General features: G+C 53.4%; 16 protein-coding genes. All 16 read left to right on the top strand.

Annotated elements, in window-relative coordinates; genetic code table 11:
* Window positions 1-161 precede the first annotated feature (161 nt).
* Window positions 162-1,244, top strand: coding sequence for a lactonase family protein (locus MKY59_RS11700; protein WP_236417390.1), 1,083 nt, complete (start codon window positions 162-164; stop codon window positions 1,242-1,244).
* Between the two features lie 253 nt (window positions 1,245-1,497).
* Entirely contained in the window at window positions 1,498-2,028 is a 531-nt protein-coding gene (locus MKY59_RS11705; RefSeq protein ID WP_339277702.1) for a pyruvate kinase, read from the top strand.
* Window positions 2,029-2,049: 21 nt separating this feature from the next.
* Window positions 2,050-2,535 (top strand): NTF2 fold immunity protein, encoded by a 486-nt coding sequence (locus MKY59_RS11710; protein ID WP_339277703.1) that lies wholly within the window; start codon window positions 2,050-2,052, stop codon window positions 2,533-2,535.
* Between the two features lie 99 nt (window positions 2,536-2,634).
* The gene (locus MKY59_RS11715) at window positions 2,635-3,003 is read left to right on the top strand and encodes a hypothetical protein (RefSeq protein WP_339277705.1); all 369 of its coding nucleotides are present in this window, start codon (window positions 2,635-2,637) and stop codon (window positions 3,001-3,003) included.
* Between the two features lie 238 nt (window positions 3,004-3,241).
* Complete coding sequence (hxlA, locus tag MKY59_RS11720; protein WP_236417399.1) at window positions 3,242-3,874, top strand: 3-hexulose-6-phosphate synthase; 633 nt, start codon at window positions 3,242-3,244, stop codon at window positions 3,872-3,874.
* A gap of 5 nt (window positions 3,875-3,879) precedes the next feature.
* A complete protein-coding gene (gene hxlB, locus MKY59_RS11725; protein ID WP_339277707.1) occupies window positions 3,880-4,443 on the top strand; it encodes a 6-phospho-3-hexuloisomerase in 564 nt (187 codons plus the stop codon).
* Window positions 4,444-4,613: 170 nt separating this feature from the next.
* Complete coding sequence (locus tag MKY59_RS11730; RefSeq protein ID WP_236417404.1) at window positions 4,614-4,970, top strand: helix-turn-helix domain-containing protein; 357 nt, start codon at window positions 4,614-4,616, stop codon at window positions 4,968-4,970.
* A 221-nt stretch (window positions 4,971-5,191) separates the two neighbouring features.
* Entirely contained in the window at window positions 5,192-6,997 is a 1,806-nt protein-coding gene (pepF, locus tag MKY59_RS11735; protein WP_339277709.1) for an oligoendopeptidase F, read from the top strand.
* Between the two features lie 45 nt (window positions 6,998-7,042).
* Window positions 7,043-7,513, top strand: coding sequence for a DUF2500 domain-containing protein (locus MKY59_RS11740; RefSeq protein WP_236417407.1), 471 nt, complete (start codon window positions 7,043-7,045; stop codon window positions 7,511-7,513).
* Between the two features lie 225 nt (window positions 7,514-7,738).
* Window positions 7,739-9,232: a rhamnulokinase family protein gene (locus MKY59_RS11745; protein ID WP_339277710.1), complete on the top strand. Its 1,494-nt coding sequence runs from the start codon at window positions 7,739-7,741 to the stop codon at window positions 9,230-9,232.
* Between the two features lie 2 nt (window positions 9,233-9,234).
* Window positions 9,235-9,996, top strand: coding sequence for a DeoR/GlpR family DNA-binding transcription regulator (locus tag MKY59_RS11750; RefSeq protein WP_339277711.1), 762 nt, complete (start codon window positions 9,235-9,237; stop codon window positions 9,994-9,996).
* Between the two features lie 44 nt (window positions 9,997-10,040).
* Window positions 10,041-10,769 (top strand): (Fe-S)-binding protein, encoded by a 729-nt coding sequence (locus tag MKY59_RS11755; RefSeq protein ID WP_236417410.1) that lies wholly within the window; start codon window positions 10,041-10,043, stop codon window positions 10,767-10,769.
* A complete protein-coding gene (locus tag MKY59_RS11760; RefSeq protein WP_339277713.1) occupies window positions 10,766-12,283 on the top strand; it encodes a LutB/LldF family L-lactate oxidation iron-sulfur protein in 1,518 nt (505 codons plus the stop codon). Before MKY59_RS11755 ends, MKY59_RS11760 begins: the two co-directional genes overlap by 4 nt.
* Window positions 12,273-13,001, top strand: coding sequence for a lactate utilization protein C (locus MKY59_RS11765; protein WP_339277715.1), 729 nt, complete (start codon window positions 12,273-12,275; stop codon window positions 12,999-13,001). Before MKY59_RS11760 ends, MKY59_RS11765 begins: the two co-directional genes overlap by 11 nt.
* A gap of 200 nt (window positions 13,002-13,201) precedes the next feature.
* Complete coding sequence (locus MKY59_RS11770) at window positions 13,202-13,762, top strand: glutathione peroxidase (protein WP_339277717.1); 561 nt, start codon at window positions 13,202-13,204, stop codon at window positions 13,760-13,762.
* Between the two features lie 305 nt (window positions 13,763-14,067).
* On the top strand, window positions 14,068-17,250 hold the full coding sequence (locus MKY59_RS11775) for a bifunctional cytochrome P450/NADPH--P450 reductase (RefSeq protein WP_339277719.1): 3,183 nt from the start codon (window positions 14,068-14,070) through the stop codon (window positions 17,248-17,250).
* The last annotated feature ends 7 nt before the right edge of the window (window positions 17,251-17,257 follow it).

The raw sequence follows: 17,257 nt of genomic DNA on the forward strand, positions 1-17,257 counted from the left end.
TTCTCTAGTTGGAAAAGCCTATCCCATCATAGCAGAAAACGGGCTTTTTTCACACGGCCGATCAGGGTGTTCACCGGGAGTCGGATTGCTATTTTGATATGGCAGATTTATTATAGAAGAGGTACAACGAGATTACATACACATACTAGGAGGATACCGTAATGAGTGAAAACAAACGCTTGCTCGTGATCGCCGGCTCTTATGCCGAAACTGAAAATGAGGGCATTTATGCATACGAATTGAATGAGGATACAGGCAGCTTGTCGAAGCTGGACGGGATCTCCGGCGTAAAAAATCCAACGTTCGTCAACGTGGATGCAGCAAACAACAAAGTATATGCCATCGGTGAAGCCGTTTCTGCCGAAGGAAATAAAATGTCCGAAGCGGTAGCGCTCAGCATTGACCCGTCCACGGGCAAACTGGCTCTCGTTAACCGCAATAACTCCTTGACCGCTCCGCCTTGCCATATCCAGCGCGATCCTTCCGGTCGTTATCTGATTCTGTCCAGCTACCATGGTGGGCTTGTTGGGCTGCAATCGGTGACGGACAACGGCGAAGTCGGCGTTCTTCTGGATGAGAAAAAACATGAAGGCCATGGCGCAAACCCTGCACGTCAGGAAAAACCGCATGTGCACTCCGCATTTTTCTCGCCGGATGGTAAATACCTGATGGTACAGGATCTGGGTGCCGACAAAATTGCCATCTACACGATCGATGCGGACAAAAACGAACTTGTGCTGCATAGCGAAACCAAAACGCATCCGGGCGCAGGACCGCGCCACCTGGCATTCCATCCGAACGGCCAGTTCGCGTTTGTGATCAACGAAGTGGATTCCTCGATTTCTTCGTATCGCTATGATGCGGAAGCAGGCACTTTGACCGAGATCGCCAGCGTGTCGACCTTGCCAGACGGCTATGACGGCGCTGAAAATACGACGGCTGAAATCGTCGTTTCCAACGACGGACGTTTCGTGTACGGTTCCAACCGTGGTCACGACAGCCTGGTCGTATTCGCGGTGAACGCAGAGACGGGCCATCTGACGCATGTGGAGACAGTATCCGTTGAAGGGCAGCATCCGCGTCACTTTGCTTTGACCCCAAGCGGCAAGCTGCTGATCGCGGCTAACCGCGACACCAACAACATCGTTACCTTTACGGTGGACCAAGAATCGGGCCGCCTGAAATATACAGGCCACAGCACAGGGGTATCCAAGCCTGTATGTGTTAAACCGGTATACCTGTAAGCAAGTTTGAGCATATAACGCTTAGATGAGGTACCCTGCCTAAAAGGCAAGGGGTGAATTATTCAAGAGGCCGCTCTCTTCCATCGTGAAGGGAGTGGCCTTTTGTGTAGATTCATTTGAGATGTATCCAAAATGTAAATATCAGGTCAATTTCATTGTGTATGGCATAATAGATTGTTAATATAGAAAATGTTGGTAGTCGTTTTCTAATAATGATTATACATATAATATGTAACTCGAAAAGAGGAATGGCATGATGCAAATCGATATCGAGAAGCTCTATCAGAAATACCTGACGTTGGATATTCCAAACCCGTTAAACTTGGACCAGATCCACGATCGGTTAACCAAGAAGTATCGTGCCGAAAAGGTCGATTTGGAGCGGTTCTCGTACTTACGCAATGATCCTTATGCCGGATTTGATCAGGCCGTAGGGGCCTATGTGTTTGAGGACAAACAGGCCATCAAGGAATTGATTAAATTGAACAAGGATGATGACATTGATTATGAAACGATGGAATTTGCCTGGATAATGGGATCAACATTATGTGGAATATCGAATTTGTTGGTTTTTGAAATCGATGTATTTTACGGTATGGAAGAAGAGGAAATGGTACTCGGCAACTTGCGTTTTGAGGAATATTTGATCGTCCTTTATTTGACGGGGTACATTCAGTTCGACAATGATCCACTTTTGGATGATTTGATGGCCCGATGCAGAGAAGGATATTATCTCAGGCACTTCGGGATGCAAGATGGTTTCGAGAGATATTTGTACAAATAAAGCTCTAGAGGGTGATTCAAGATGGATTTCATGGAACATTGGGAGCGAATGATCCAAGAGCAAGAGTTGGAGCGCGATCGTCTTCGAGTCCATCAAATTACGGTACAAGTCGACGATAAGAAAAAAAGCAAACATCACGTCCGCAAGAAAAATTCGGTCATCGAATACGGTTTGGTGGAACGGGATTTACACGATGAAAATTTGCTTGGCAGACACCAGCTTTATTTTGCCGATCGGGAAACTCTTGTCCAGCAGGACCGGATGAAGGTGAAAGCTGCGTTTGGCGAGCTGGGTAATGAACACACTGCTGCATCTGCTATCTTTCCATATTTGGCGGAGCACTTTCCTCGCTTTCTGGAGGAGACACCGTTCGCGATTAGCTATAATCTGGTTGCGGAAGCATGGATAATTGAAGGAACACTCCCTCCAGGAACGATGGGAGGCGTCATTTACATTGCTCTGGCCAAAGAGGACGGAACATTGCTTATGATGTTTGGTACCAAATAAAGACGAGAGAACGCTTTACATGAATAGAAGACTGCCGTAATCCATTATCGGACCCCACTCCGCGTTCCGAAACAATCGATACGAAGGAGAGGAAAAGGGATGAAAAACATTTGCGCTGCTTGCTTCATAGTTATGTTGATGATGTTCGGAGCAGGCTGTTCCAGCTCCCATGTGTACACGTATGCAGGTGAAAGCGAGAACTGGCGTGCCAACAGCACAATACAAGGAAACGACGATATCCTGAGCTATCGCTATACGATTCAATATATCGGGGAAGACGCTGGCACGATCGAACGGATCAAATACAAATTCATCAGCAGAAACATCAGCGTGCGAGAGGATTTGCCTTTTGACCCCGTGATCGAACGGCGAGGCGATAAAAACGTTGCATTGCTGGATGAACCGGAGTTTGTTCTGGAGATCGATTGGAATGGACGAACGGAGCGAATCCAGGTCCAGAAGCAATAATGGAAGGCATGAGTTCGAAGTGAACTTGTGCGCTTAATCGTTTCGTATAACAACGCAATATGGTCAATAGTTTCGTGCAGGTAACTACATCACTTCAAAGTGCGTACTTCCAGAACGGAAAGTTCGGTCCTACAATGATGAAGTGAACCAAATGAACATTGCATGCATCGGGTGAACGTTCAACGTGCAAGCTAACCCATTACCCATTATAATCGAACGACAAAAGGAGACCATACTTATGAAATTGCAATTGGCACTGGACCTCGTAAACATCCCTGACGGAATCGCGCTTGTGAAAGAAGTAGAACAATACGTGGACATCGTCGAAATCGGTACGCCGATCGTCATCAACGAAGGTTTGCATGCCGTAAAAGCTATGAAAGAAGCATTCCCGAACCTGGAAGTGCTGGCTGACCTGAAAATCATGGATGCGGGCGGTTACGAAATCATGAAAGCAGCTGAAGCAGGTGCCGATATCGTAACGGTTCTGGGCGCAACGAATGATTTGACGATCAAAGGTGCCGTAGAAGAAGCGAAAAAACAAAACAAACAAATTCTGGTGGACATGATCAACGTGGCGGATCTCGAGAAACGCGCGCGTGAAGTTGACGCTCTTGGCGTAGATTACATCTGCGTGCACACAGGCTATGACCAGCAGGCTGCCGGCCAAAGCCCGTTCGAGGATCTGCAAACGATCAAACGCGCGGTAACCAACGCGAAAACGGCTGTTGCAGGCGGCATCAAACTGGAAACACTTCCAGAAGTCATCAAGGCCGGACCGGATCTTGTAATCGTGGGCGGCGGCATTACAGGCGCGGCTGACAAAGCAGCGGTTGCGTCCGAAATCCAACGTTTGGTCAAACAAGGTTAAGCGGAATGGGCAGCAGACAACATGCGGCTGACATTCTGAAGGAGCTGGAGCGCACGCTCAGCCAAATCGACGATGCCGAAATGCAGGCCATGGCCGAGCACATTCTTCAGGCCGGGCAGGTGTTCGTAGCCGGGGCAGGCCGCTCGGGACTCATGGGCAAAGCGTTTGCTATGCGGCTTATGCAGATGGGAATGCAAGCCTATGTGGCCGGCGAAACCGTGACGCCAGGAATTGGCCCGAATGATCTGCTGCTGCTCTGCTCCGGATCGGGTGAGACAGGCAGTCTGACGCTGATGGCAAAAAAGGCTGCGGCCGCCGGAGCGAGAGTGGGGCTGATCACGATCAAGCCCGAATCCACGATCGGCCAATGGGCTGACACGACCGTTCGAATCCCCGCCTCGGCCAAGGAAGAGACGGCCTCGTCCGGATCGGCTATCACGAGCCAGCCGATGGGTTCCCTGTTTGAGCAGGGACTGTTGTTAGGCATGGACGCGTTGGTGCTGACACTGATGGACATGAAGGGTATGACCGGAGCGGACATGTTCGGCAGGCACGCGAACCTGGAATAGCATAAAGGCGGATCGGAATCCCGAAAAAAAGTCGGGGCTCCGATCTTTTTTTGCGTCCCCAAATAGCAAGGGGCATGAACGACGACGGCGCTTTGCATCCGCTGCTTGCTATAGTAGAATGAAGATACTGTTTTTATTCGCATAACGAAAGAGGATGGGAGGCTCGGAGAATGGCAGCCGAAGTCAAGGAAAGAATCAACTTGAAGGAAATCAACTGCGAAAAAGAGCTGACCCTTGCCGTGATCGGCGGCAAATGGAAGCTGATAATATTGTGGCATCTCGGCTTGGAAGGCACCAAGCGTTTCAGTGAGCTGAAGCGTCTGATCCCCCACATTACGCAAAAAATGCTGACGAACCAGCTGCGCGAGCTGGAGGAAGACCAATTGATCGAGCGCAAGGTTTATGCGGAAGTTCCTCCACGGGTGGAATATTCATTGACTGATCATGGACAGAGCCTGATGCCCGTGCTGCACGCCATGTACGATTGGGGCAAAAATTACGGGGAAAACGTCATTTGGAAATCGTGAGCCGTCATCACAAGTCGGATTTATAGAGCAACGAAGCGCGATAAGCAAAGCCGCAGGAGGGGATTCATTCCCGTGATCCTGCGGTTTTTTTCATTAACGTGACCAATGAGCTGCAGCAGCCGTGCCGAATTTCAGAGGGTTCAATGTAGTAATGTCAGGTATTCATGATCCGAATATGATAGGATGAGAGTATTGGAAATAAAAGGAGGATCAGATATACAATGGACAAGATACGTACACGAGCTGAAGTAAGCCTGGAATCGACATGGAATTTGCAGGATTTGTTTGCCACCGACGAAGCATGGGAGAAAGAAATCCGTTCGCTTCCGGAAGCGGCGACCGCGATCATCGAAGCGTTCCAGGGACGCCTCGGCGAAGGCCCTGAACAGCTGCTTGGCTGCCTGGACGCCCGCGAAGCGCTGCAGGAACGGATTGGCAAGGCTGCGGCCTATGCCCGTCTTAAACAGTCGGAGGACAGCACCAACCCGGTGAATCTCGAAAACGCTGCTATAGCGGGCGATATCGTATCGGGCCTGTCGTCCTCGTTGTCGTTCATTTCTTCCGAAATCAGCGATCTTCCCGATGGAACGATTGAGAGGTATATCCGTGAATTGCCGGCGCTTGAGCCGTATGCCCGCAGTTTGGAATTGCTGCTGAAGGAAAAGAAGCATCGCCTGTCGGCAGAGACGGAGAAGGTGCTTGCTTCGCTCGGAGAATTCATGGATTCGCCTTATCGCATTTATTTGCGAGGCAAACTTGCCGACATGACATTTGACCCCGTGACGGACGGGGAAGACAATGAGCGGCCGCTTTCCTGGTCATTCTATGAAAATAATTACGAGATGTCCGCGGACACTGAGCTCAGACGTTCGGCATATGCAACCTTTGGGGCGAAGCTGAACGAGTACAAAAACACGTTTGCCGAGGCATATGGTGCCGAAGTGAAGAAACAGGTCGTTTTGTCCCGGTTGCGCGGATATGAAGACGTCACGGAGATGCTTCTTCATCCGCAGCAGGTAAGCAAAGAGATGTACAATAACGTGCTGGACATCATCCAGGCAGAGCTGGCACCGCATATGCGCAGGCTAGCCGCGCTCAAAAAGAGGGAGCTCGGCTTGGACAAACTGATGTTCTGCGACCTGAAGGCGCCGCTTGATCCGGAATTCAGCCCTGCCATTAGTTATGAGGAAGCTTGCGAATTGATTCAAGAAGCGCTCGCTGTGCTTGGTCCCGAATACAGCGAGATCGTATCGCGGGCATTCAGCGAGCGTTGGGTGGATTATGCGGACAATGCGGGCAAATCGACGGGGGCATTCTGCTCTTCCATTTACGGCGCGCATTCCTACATTCTGGTCTCCTGGGCGAACAACATGCGCGGAGCATTCACGCTGGCGCACGAAGTGGGCCATGCCGGTCATTTCATGCTGGCCGGTCGTTACCAGCGAATCACGAATACCCGTCCGTCGCTCTATTTCATTGAAGCTCCATCCACGATGAACGAAATGCTGCTGGCAGACCATTTGCTGAAGCGTTCCGACAATCCGAGAATGAAGCGCTGGGTCATTTCGCAATTGTTGAACACGTACTACCATAATTACGTGACCCATCTGCTCGAGGGAGAGCTGCAGCGTCGGGTGTATGCACGCGCAATGAAGGATGAGCCTGTAACGGCCAAGCTGCTGAGCCAGCTCAAAGGGGAAGTTTTGTCCGAATTCTGGGGGCCGGATCTCATCGTGGATGAGGCCGCCAGGTTGACCTGGATGCGGCAGCCTCACTACTACATGGGATTATACCCGTACACCTATGCGGCAGGGCTGACGGCATCGACGTCTGCAGCGCAGCAGATCCGGGAGCAGGGACAGCCTGCGGTGGACCGCTGGCTCGAAGCACTCAAGGCAGGAGGCAGCCTTTCTCCGCAGGAACTGATGAAGTTAGCGGGCGTCGACATGACCAGTCCCGATCCAATCCGTACCGCGGTAGCTTACGTAGGCAGCCTGGTGGACGAACTTGAACGTCTGTATTCCTGATTAGGCTCATATAGTTATACGGACAAGATCAGCAGGGAAGGGACGATGATCATGGACGGTTTCGGCGTTTTCGACGATATGAATGATGTTCCCGGTTTTGAAGGCAATGGCGGCTTTTTTTCCCAAGTCAACGAGTTTAACACCATGCAGACGTTCGGCACGATCTTTATCGGCGCTGTGTTCGTGATCATCGCAGTCACGATCGGTTATGCCATTATCTCCGGATTGCGCAGCTGGTCTTCCAACAATGCGTCACCTCTTCTGACCTTGCATTCCACCGTCGTGGCGAAGCGTACAAATGTCAGCGGGGGGGCCGGGGACACAGGGACATCGACCTCGTACTTCCTGACCTTTGAGCTGGATAACGGCGAGCGAATAGAATTTCGCGTCAGCGGCAGCGATTACGGCCGGATCGTTGAGCAAGACCAAGGGATGCTGACGTTTCAGGGGACCCGCTTCAAGCATTTTGAACGCGAGGAACAGACGCAATCCGATGTCGGACATGGACAATTTTAAGCCAATGGTTGGGACAAGAACGGCTCTTCTTTGGAAAGGGCCGTTTTTGTGATGCCCAAAAGAAAACAAATCGCAGGGTATTCAAACGCTTACAATGATGTTATACTCATAAAATAAAGTCAAACAGTATTAAACAAAAACAAACAAACAATAAATCACAGAAAACGTAACAGAATGAAGACTGATTTTTCTGAAATCAAAGAATGAGAAAGGGCGTGGAGAGCAGTGAGTGTGCTGGCATACGATTTGGGCGCCGGCAGCGGGAGAGCGCTGCTGGGTCATCTGAATGACCGGGGAATGGAAACGGTGGAAGTCCATCGTTTCAAGAACGAGCCCGTAAAGGTCGGGGACCGGATGTATTGGGATATTTTGCGTTTGCATCATGAACTGCTGACCGGGCTTACGCTGGTCAAGCAGCGCGGGGAACAGCCGGAGAGCTTGGGAATCGATTCATGGGCCGTCGATTTCGGGCTGATCGGGAGCCACGGCGAACTGCTGGGCAATCCGTATCATTACCGGGATACGCAATTTGGCGGCATGATGGAACAAGTGTGCAAGGAGCTTGGTCGGAAGGCGATTTTCGAAAAAACGGGCATTCAGTTCCTGAGCTTCAATACGCTCTATCAACTGGCTGCGCTGCGCCGCGGCGGTTCGCCGCTGCTGGATGGCGCGCAGCGATTCCTGATGATCCCTGACCTGCTGCGTTATTTCCTGACCGGAGATGCAGTGAACGAGTTCACCAACGCCACGACGACCCAGATGTACAATCCCGTCTTGGGAGATTGGGATCGCGACTTGCTGGCGCACATCGGTGTGGCAGAGCATTTGTTCGGAAAAGCGGTCATGCCGGGTACCGGAGTTGGACAGCTGCGCGGCAGCATCAGCGGTGATCTGGGCATTGCACGCATTCCTGTCGTCGCCGTAGCGGAGCATGATACGGGCTCTGCCGTCGTTGCAGTCCCCGCTACGGAGCGTTCGTTTGCGTATCTGAGCTGCGGAACATGGTCCCTGATGGGGACGGAGCTCGATCGGCCGGCCATTAGCGAAGAGAGCTTGGCGCTTAACTTTACGAATGAAGGCGGTGCCGGGGGCACATTCCGGCTGCTCAAAAACATTATGGGTCTGTGGATTTTGCAGGAAAGCATGCGGGAATGGGAGCGCGAGGGGCAGGCGATCGGTTATGCCGAATTGTTGCAGCAGGCGGAGAATGCAGCTCCGTTCGCGAGCTTGTTCGATCCCGACGATGATCTGTTCCTGCCTGCTGGCGATATGACCAGCCGCATCCGTGAATACTGCCGCCGCACAGGCCAGGTTGAACCGCAAGATCAAGGCGCGGTTGCGCGTTCGATCCTGGAGAGCCTGGCCCTGAAGTACCGCATCGTGCTGGAATGGACGGAGCGATTGTCCAAACAAACCTTTGGCGGATTGCATATGGTTGGCGGCGGCATCCAGAACCGGTTGTTATGCCAGTGGACGGCCAATTCGATCGGCAAGCCGGTATGGGCAGGGCCGGCCGAAGGCAGCGCGATCGGCAACATGGCAATGCAATGGATCGCCAGCGGAGCGTTTAAGGATATTTGGGAGGCACGCCGAGTCATTCGGGATTCGTTCCCGGTGAAGGAGTACGAGCCGGAGCAGCGCTCCGTCTGGGACCATGCATACGGCCGATTCCTGCAGGTGACCGGCCTGGCCCAATCGCGTACCGGGAGCGAGGTGTAGCCATGCTGGCGGCAGAGCGATACGACCGGATCGTCGAGCTGGTGAACCTGAACGGCAGCATGCGCGTATCCGAACTGAGCGAGCGCTGCCGCGTCACGGAGGAAACGATCCGGCGCGATCTGGACCGGCTGGAACAGGCCGGACGGCTGCGCCGGTCGCACGGCGGCGCCGTCAGCGTCAAAGAAGACCAGCCTGAAATTCCTTACCGGGTGAGGGAGACAACGCAGGCAGAGGAGAAAAAGCGGATTGCCCATGCGGCGGTCTCCATGATTGAACCGGGGGACCGGATTTTGCTGGATGCCAGCACCACCGCCGGGTACATGGCCGCCAGCATGCCGGACATCCCGCTGACGGTGCTTACCAACTCGATTCAGGTGGCGACGGAGCTAAGCAGCAAGGACAAGATCGAGGTCATTTCCACCGGTGGACAGCTGGCGCAGCGGTCGCTGTCCTTTGTCGGGCCGCTTGCGGAACGTTCGCTGGAGACGTACCATGTCGACAAATTGTTTTTGTCCTGCAAGGGCGTTCATCCGGAAAGCGGCAGCATCAGCGAGTCGAACGAACTTCAGGCCAGGCTGAAACAGAAAATGGTTGGCATATCCGATCAAGTCATTCTGCTGGCCGACGCCAGCAAGTTCGGCGTTCGGGCTTTTGCCAGAGTGACCGGGCTGCAGGCCGTGCATAACATTATTACGGACCAGGTGCCCGATCCTGAAATGCTCGAACGGCTAAAGGTTTACAACATTACGATCACCACCGTATAGATGCGGTGCAGGAAATTATCAATCCATAATGGGAGCGTGTAATCATGAAGGTCTCCTTGTTCATTACCTGCCTCAGCGATGCCATCTATCCCCGTGTGGGGGAAGCCATGGTCAGATTGCTCGCCGCTCACGGCATACGGCTGGAGTTCCCGCCGATACAGACGTGCTGCGGCCAGCCTTCCTACAACAGCGGGTATTGGGATGAGACGCGGGCAGCGGCCAAAACGATTCTGGAGGCGTTTGACGACAGCGATTTCGTCGTATGTCCTTCCGGGTCGTGTACGTATATGATCCATCATTATCCGGAACTGTTCGCAGACGATCCGGTATGGCTGGAGAAGGCCAAAGGTTTGGAAGCAAAGGCTTACGAGTTCACGCAATTTCTGGTGAACGTGCTCGGCATCACCGATCTGGGGGCCCATTTTCCCCACAAAGTCACGTATCATCCGTCCTGCCATGGCAGCAGGCTGCTCGGGGTGAAGAATGAGCCGTTGGCGCTGTTGAAGGCGGTCAAGGGGCTTGAATTCGTCCCGCTTCCGTTTGCGGAGGATTGCTGCGGCTTCGGGGGCACGTTTGCCGTGAAAATGCCGGACATTTCTGGCGCGATGGTCACGGAAAAGGTCGACCATGTGAAAGAAACCGAGGCTGAGGTGCTTGTCGGATTGGACATGGCCTGTTTGATGAACATTGCGGGCAATTTGCGGTACCGGAATGAGCCGGTGCGTGTCATGCATCTGGCCGAATTGCTGTATGAGGGGGTGAAGACAGGATGAGCCAGGCAGGACCTATGGAAGTGACGGTCAAGGAGCGGGCGGAGCTTGCGCTGAACGACGACTTTTTGCGAAAAGCGGTCAAGTTCACGACCGAGCGATTGCGCAATGGCAAGAAATCCGCGTCGGAGGAGCACGGCAATTGGGACGAATGGCGTGAGCGCGGACGGCAAATCCGTCTGCATACGATTGCCCATTTGGACTACTATCTGAACCAATTCGTGGATAATGCCCGGGCGAACGGCGTCCATATTCACTTTGCGGACACGTCCGCGGAGGCTGCCGCGATTGCCCTGAACATCGCGGCCCACAAACAGGCGTCTTCGGTCGTCAAGTCGAAGTCCATGGTTTCCGAAGAAGTGCATTTGAACCATGCGCTGGAATCGGCCGGCATCGAAGCGATCGAGACCGACCTTGGCGAATATATCATTCAACTGGCAGGGGAAGCGCCCTCGCATATCGTCATTCCGGCCATTCACAAAAACCGATACCAGATTGCCGAGCTGCTCTCGAAGGAGGCTGGCGAGACGCTGGAGCCGGATACGACCGTGCTTGCAGGATTTGTGCGAAAGAAACTGCGCGAGAAGTTTTTGGAAGCGGATATCGGCATGACGGGTTGCAATTTTGCGATTGCGGAGACGGGTTCCATGGTGCTGTTCGAAAACGAGGGCAATGCCCGCATGGTATCGACCGTGCCGAAAACGCAAATTACGCTGATGGGCATGGAGCGGATCATTCCTTCCTGGACCGATCTGGAGGTCATGGCAACCCTGCTTCCGCGTTCGGCAACGGGCCAGAAGCTGACGATGTACATGTCCGGCATTACGGGCCCGCGCCGCTCTGAGGACGGCGACGGTCCGGATGAGATGCATATCATCATCGTCGACAATGGCCGCTCGCTGCAGCTGGGCAATCCGGAGTTTCAAGAGCTGCTGAACTGCATACGCTGCGGCGCTTGCCTTAACGCGTGCCCGGTATATCGGCACATTGGCGGTCATGCCTACGGCGGCACATACAGCGGACCGATCGGCGCGGTGCTTACGCCTGCCCTAAATGGCAACATTGACGAATGGAACGATATCGCAAGCGCATCCAGTCTGTGCGGGGCTTGTTATGAGGCCTGTCCGGTCAAAATACCGCTGCACGACATGCTCGTATACCTGCGCAGGCGCAAGGTGGAGAGCGGGAATGGCAACCGGTGGGAGGGCCTTGGCATGAAGGGCTTTGCCGCGGTTGCCTCCAACTCCAAACGGTTCGCTGCCGCAGTCCGCATGGGCCAGATCGGCCAGAAAGCCGTTGTGCGCAATAACGGCATTTCGCTCAAATTGGGTCCGCTCAAGGGCTGGAATACGTATCGCGTTGCGCCAAGCCTGGCCAAACGATCCTTCCGCCAGGAATGGAACAGGTTGGATGAGGAACTGAACCGGCAGCCCAAAGAAATGAATGCCTCTGTCAAGCAGCGCATGGAACGGATTTTGCAGGAACGCGAAAAAGGAGGCGGGGGGCATGCACACTGAGCATCAGGATTGGCTTGCCGCTTTGGAGCGAAAGTCGCGCGAGAAACAGGAGAAATTCATGAACGGCATCGCATCCAGGCTGGGCAGACCGAGGCAGATGCAGGCGCCTGTCCAGCCTTTCCGCGGCGCTCCGGCATTCTGGAACAAGCTGGAGTGGGACACGGAGAAACGCATTCAGGCGTTCACGGACAATTTTGTCAGCGTCGGGGCCCATATTGCGAGAGTGCCGAGCATGGAGGAAGCGGCAGGTTTCATCGTTGGCAAGGCGCGGGAGCTTGGCGCAAAATACATCATTCGGCAAAACGAAAAAGAGCTTGAAGATTTGGCGCTTGAATCGAGCCTCGAGCAGGGCGTTAGCGTATCCGTATGGAATTCGCTGCCTGAAGAAAACTGGAGAGCCCGCGCCGCCGAAGCGGACATCGGCGTGGTCATGGCGGATTATGCCACGGCGTATACCGGCTCGGTGACGGTGTTGTCCTCGAAGGACAAAGGGCGTTCGGTCAGCCTGTTACCCACGGTTCTCATCCTGATCATTCCTGTGGATCGTCTATATACAAGGCTGGGCGAGACGCTGAGTCGATTTGACGAAGTCGGAAGGGAAAATCTCCCGGCAGGCATTCATTTCATTTCTGGGCCAAGCCGTTCATCGGATATCGAAAATGACCTGACGATCGGCGTGCATGGACCGGGCATCGTATACGGACTCATCGTAGGATAGGACTAAGCAGATTACGGACGTTTTTGAAAAAACAAATGAAAAACGAAGCAGCCTATGAAGCAGCGAAAGTCATGCTCGGTAGGCTGTTTTGTTAATTGATTTATAGGTTTTGTCTATTATAATTATATATTATATATATTTTACCTATCATTAGAAAAGGACTACAATGAGCCCATGATCATTGGAGGAGGTTTGATTTCATGGACTTATATTCCAGCGAGGTGGCTTGCATGGACGGTAGCACGACGACGCTGTCCTCGTTTCGCCACAAGGTGCTGCTCATCGTCAACACGGCCAGCAGATGCAGTTATTCCAGCCAATTTGCTGCTTTACAGCAGCTCTATGACAAATACCGGGAGCAGGGGCTGGAAATTTTGGCATTCCCGTGCAATCAGTTCAATGGCAAAGAACCAGGCAGCAATGCGGAGATTGCCGAGTATTGCCGGAACGAATTCCGGGTGACGTTCCCCATGCTCGGAAAAATCGACGTCAGGGGACCAAAGATGCATCCTTTGTATGAAAAATGGATTGAACAAGCCCCTTTTGCAGGATTTGACCTATCTACGGAAAAGGGCCGATGGATGGACGAATTTCTCAAGGAGAAGCACCCTGACATTTATGCAGGGGATGGAGTCAAGTGGAATTTCACCAAGTTTCTGATCGGCCGGGATGGGAGGGTCGCTGCCCGTTATGAAACTCCGATCGAACCGGCAGCAATGGAAAGCATGATCGAGAGGTTACTGAACGAAACCGGAAATTGATTAGCTCCAATCGTCCTAAGACCATGGGCCTGTTGAAGATTGATGATGGGAATGGTAGGGTAAAGGAAGAGGCGGGATCGTCTCTTCCTTTTTTTAGGATGAAATGACCGTTTTACCGAAATGGTCAGTTGGTTCTATCGTAGGCTCAGCCTTTCGTCATCATGATCTTTCATCGAATGGATGAGATTGGTCGGATTGCGAAAAAATAGGGTATAACTATGAGGAGAGTCAGAACCAAACGAACCGTCTGCAGAATCGATGTACCGTATTGGAAGAACATTACCTTGAAAGAGGAGTGAACAGAAATGGTGCAACATTCAGTGCCTCAACCGAAAACCTTTGGACCTCTGGGCAATTTGCCGCAGTTGAATTTTGAAGAGCCGGTTCAATCTCTTGTGCAGCTGGCGGGTGAATACGGCCCCATTTTCCGCATGGAGCTGCCGGGACGAAGCGAGCTGTACATTTCGGGTCACGAGTTGGTTGCCGAAGTATGCGACGAATCGAGATTTGACAAGCGGGTATGGGCACCCTTGGAGAAGGTAAGGGCTTTTGCCGGCGACGGATTATTTACCAGCTGGACGGAAGAGCCGAACTGGAAGAAAGCTCATAACGTGCTTTTGCCGAGCTTTAGTCAGCGCGCCATGCAGGGGTATCATCAGAAAATGCTGGATTTAGCCGTGCAGCTTGTGCAAAAATGGTCGCGCCTCAATCCTGACGAAACGGTCAACGTGCCGGAAGACATGACCCGGTTGACGCTGGATACGATCGGCCTGTGCGGGTTCAACTATCGGTTCAACAGTTTTTATCGCGAGGACCCGCATCCGTTTATTACCAGCATGGTGCGTTCGCTTGATGAAGCCATGAGCTCGCTTCAGCGGCTGCGGCTGCAGGACAAACTGATGTTTGCGAAAAAGAAACAATTCGAACAGGACATTCGCACCATGTTTTCGCTTGTGGATCACATCATCGCTGAGCGAAAGGCAAAGCCGGTCGAGGGGGCAGATGACCTGCTGTCACATATGCTTAGCGGCAAGGATCCCGAAACCGGAGAAACGTTGGATGACGAGAATATCCGTTATCAGATTATCACGTTTCTGATTGCCGGACATGAGACGACGAGCGGGTTGTTGTCGTTTGCCATTTATTATTTGCTGAAAAACCCGGACAAGCTTGCCAAAGCGCAGGCCGAGGCAGACCGCATTCTGAAAGATCCGCTCCCGAGTTATAACCAGGTCCGGGAACTCAAATATGTGCGCATGGTCCTGAACGAAGCGCTGCGGTTATGGCCGACGGCTCCCGCATTTTCGTTATACGCGAAGCAGGATACGGTGCTCGCAGGCAAATATCCGCTGCAAAAAGGGGACAGCGTCAGCGTCCTGATTCCCAAGCTGCATCGGGATCGCGAGGCGTGGGGCGAAGATGTGGAGGCATTCCGCCCGGAACGGTTCGAAGACCCGAGCAAGGTGCCGCATGATGCGTACAAACCGTTCGGAAATGGCCAGCGTGCCTGCATCGGGCAGCAATTTGCTTTGCAGGAGGCCACGCTCGTACTGGGGATGGTGCTGAAACATTTTGAACTCATCGATCATGCCGATTACCAGTTGAAAGTGAAAGAAACGTTGACGCTCAAGCCAGACAATTTCACCATTCGTGTGCGCGTGCGCGAAAGCCAGCCGGTCATGGCCGCTCCTGGCATCGCCGTCCAGGAACCGGTCTCAGCGACGATTGCGCCTGCAAACAAAGAGCCGAACCTGATGAATGCGCATCGCACGCCCATGCTTGTCCTGTACGGATCGAATCTGGGTACCGCGGAAGGCATTGCCCGGGAGATTGCTGATACCGCCAGGTATCAAGGCTTTCACAGTGAAGTGGCCGCACTGGATCAACGCGTCGGCAAGCTGCCGAAAGAAGGCGTGGTCATCATCGTCAGCGCTTCCTACAACGGCCAGCCTCCAAGCAATGCAAAAGCGTTTGTCGAATGGCTGGAGCATGCGGATTCGGGAGAGTTCAACGGCGTGCGTTACACGGTCATGGGATGCGGGGACCACAATTGGGCCAGCACATATCAACGCGTTCCGCATCTTATCGATGAGCTATTGTCCGCAAAAGGGGCCGAGCGCCTTGCCCCGCTTGGCGAGAGCGATGCCAGCGGTGATTTTGAACAACAGGTCGATCGCTGGAATGAACGTTTATGGCCCGAACTGGCAGAAAAGCTGGGTCTGGAGCTGAACGTCAACTCCGAGAGCGAACGCAGTTCCTTATCCGTGCAATTTGTCAACGGTTTGGCTGTCACCCCGCTGGCAGAAACCTATGATGCACATATCGCAACGGTCGTGGAGAATCGTGAACTGCACGATGCGGGGAGCGACCGCAGCACGCGCCATCTGGAGATTCGTTTACCGGAAGGCGCGGTCTACAAGGAAGGCGACCATCTGGGCGTACTGCCGCATAATCCGCCCGAATTGGTGGAGCGTGTGCTCCGCCGATACGGTTTCAACGGCACGGAGCATTTGGTACTGGACGCTTCCGGGCGCAGCGCGGCTCACCTGCCGTTGAACCAGCCGGTCAATTTGTTTGACCTGCTGACCCACAGCGTGGAATTGCAGGAGGCTGCGACGCGTGCGCAATTGCGCGAATTGGCCGCATATACGGTTTGTCCGCCTCACAAGAAAGAGCTTGAAGCACTGCTGGACGAAGCGGCTTATTTGGAGAAAGTGCGCGGCAAACGCGTTTCCATGCTGGATTTTCTTATCCGGTACGAGGCATGCGAGCTGCCGTTCGAGCGTTTTCTGGAGCTGCTCCCTCCGCTGAAGGCCAGGTACTACTCCATCTCCAGTTCACCCCGCGTTCAGCCGGGTCAGGCGAGCATTACGGTAAGTGTAGTGCGTGGACCAGCCTGGAGCGGAGAGGGCGAATACAAAGGCATTGCCTCCAACTATTTGGCCGGGCTGCAGCCGGGCGAAGAGATCGTGATGTTCGTGCGCACGCCCGAGTCGGGCTTTGAACTGCCGGAGCAGGCAGGCGTGCCGATCATCATGGTCGGCCCGGGCACCGGAGTGGCGCCGTTCCGCGGATTTTTGCAGGCTCGTCGCGTTTTGAAGGAACAGGGAGCCGAGCTTGGCGAAGCACACCTGTACTTTGGCTGCCGCAATCCCGAGCATGATTATTTGTACAAACAGGAGCTGGAGCAGGCTGAGCGAGAAGGGCTTGTGACGCTGCACACCGCTTTTTCCCGGATTCAGGGAGAGGAGAAATGTTATGTCCAGCATCGGATGAATCAGGATGCATCACGATTGGTTTCGCTGCTGGAGCAAGGCGGACACTTGTACATTTGCGGCGACGGCAGCCGAATGGCTCCGGACGTCGAAGCGACATTGAAGGAAGCCTACGCCACCGTAACCGGCAGCACGGCTCAGCAGGCGGAAGCATGGCTGGAACAACTGCAGCAGCAAGGGCGATACGCGAAGGATGTATGGACAGGGATTTAAAAAGATA

Origin of the sequence: Paenibacillus sp. FSL W8-0426 (genome assembly GCF_037969725.1) — a bacterium.
In the GTDB taxonomy this organism is placed as follows: Bacteria; Bacillota; Bacilli; order Paenibacillales; family Paenibacillaceae; genus Paenibacillus; species Paenibacillus hubeiensis.

What these genes read in the sequence shown, in the direction of transcription:
- pepF (WP_339277709.1), top strand. Translation starts at nt 5,192, where the DNA reads ATGGACAAGATACGTACACGAGCTGAAGTAAGCCTGGAATCGACATGG.
- MKY59_RS11715 (WP_339277705.1), top strand. Translation starts at nt 2,635, where the DNA reads ATGAAAAACATTTGCGCTGCTTGCTTCATAGTTATGTTGATGATGTTC.
- MKY59_RS11700 (WP_236417390.1), top strand. Translation starts at nt 162, where the DNA reads ATGAGTGAAAACAAACGCTTGCTCGTGATCGCCGGCTCTTATGCCGAA.
- MKY59_RS11775 (WP_339277719.1), top strand. Translation starts at nt 14,068, where the DNA reads ATGGTGCAACATTCAGTGCCTCAACCGAAAACCTTTGGACCTCTGGGC.
- hxlB (WP_339277707.1), top strand. Translation starts at nt 3,880, where the DNA reads ATGGGCAGCAGACAACATGCGGCTGACATTCTGAAGGAGCTGGAGCGC.
- MKY59_RS11760 (WP_339277713.1), top strand. Translation starts at nt 10,766, where the DNA reads ATGAGCCAGGCAGGACCTATGGAAGTGACGGTCAAGGAGCGGGCGGAG.
- MKY59_RS11740 (WP_236417407.1), top strand. Translation starts at nt 7,043, where the DNA reads ATGATCATGGACGGTTTCGGCGTTTTCGACGATATGAATGATGTTCCC.
- MKY59_RS11770 (WP_339277717.1), top strand. Translation starts at nt 13,202, where the DNA reads ATGGACTTATATTCCAGCGAGGTGGCTTGCATGGACGGTAGCACGACG.
- MKY59_RS11755 (WP_236417410.1), top strand. Translation starts at nt 10,041, where the DNA reads ATGAAGGTCTCCTTGTTCATTACCTGCCTCAGCGATGCCATCTATCCC.
- MKY59_RS11705 (WP_339277702.1), top strand. Translation starts at nt 1,498, where the DNA reads ATGATGCAAATCGATATCGAGAAGCTCTATCAGAAATACCTGACGTTG.
- MKY59_RS11730 (WP_236417404.1), top strand. Translation starts at nt 4,614, where the DNA reads ATGGCAGCCGAAGTCAAGGAAAGAATCAACTTGAAGGAAATCAACTGC.
- hxlA (WP_236417399.1), top strand. Translation starts at nt 3,242, where the DNA reads ATGAAATTGCAATTGGCACTGGACCTCGTAAACATCCCTGACGGAATC.
- MKY59_RS11710 (WP_339277703.1), top strand. Translation starts at nt 2,050, where the DNA reads ATGGATTTCATGGAACATTGGGAGCGAATGATCCAAGAGCAAGAGTTG.
- MKY59_RS11765 (WP_339277715.1), top strand. Translation starts at nt 12,273, where the DNA reads ATGCACACTGAGCATCAGGATTGGCTTGCCGCTTTGGAGCGAAAGTCG.
- MKY59_RS11750 (WP_339277711.1), top strand. Translation starts at nt 9,235, where the DNA reads ATGCTGGCGGCAGAGCGATACGACCGGATCGTCGAGCTGGTGAACCTG.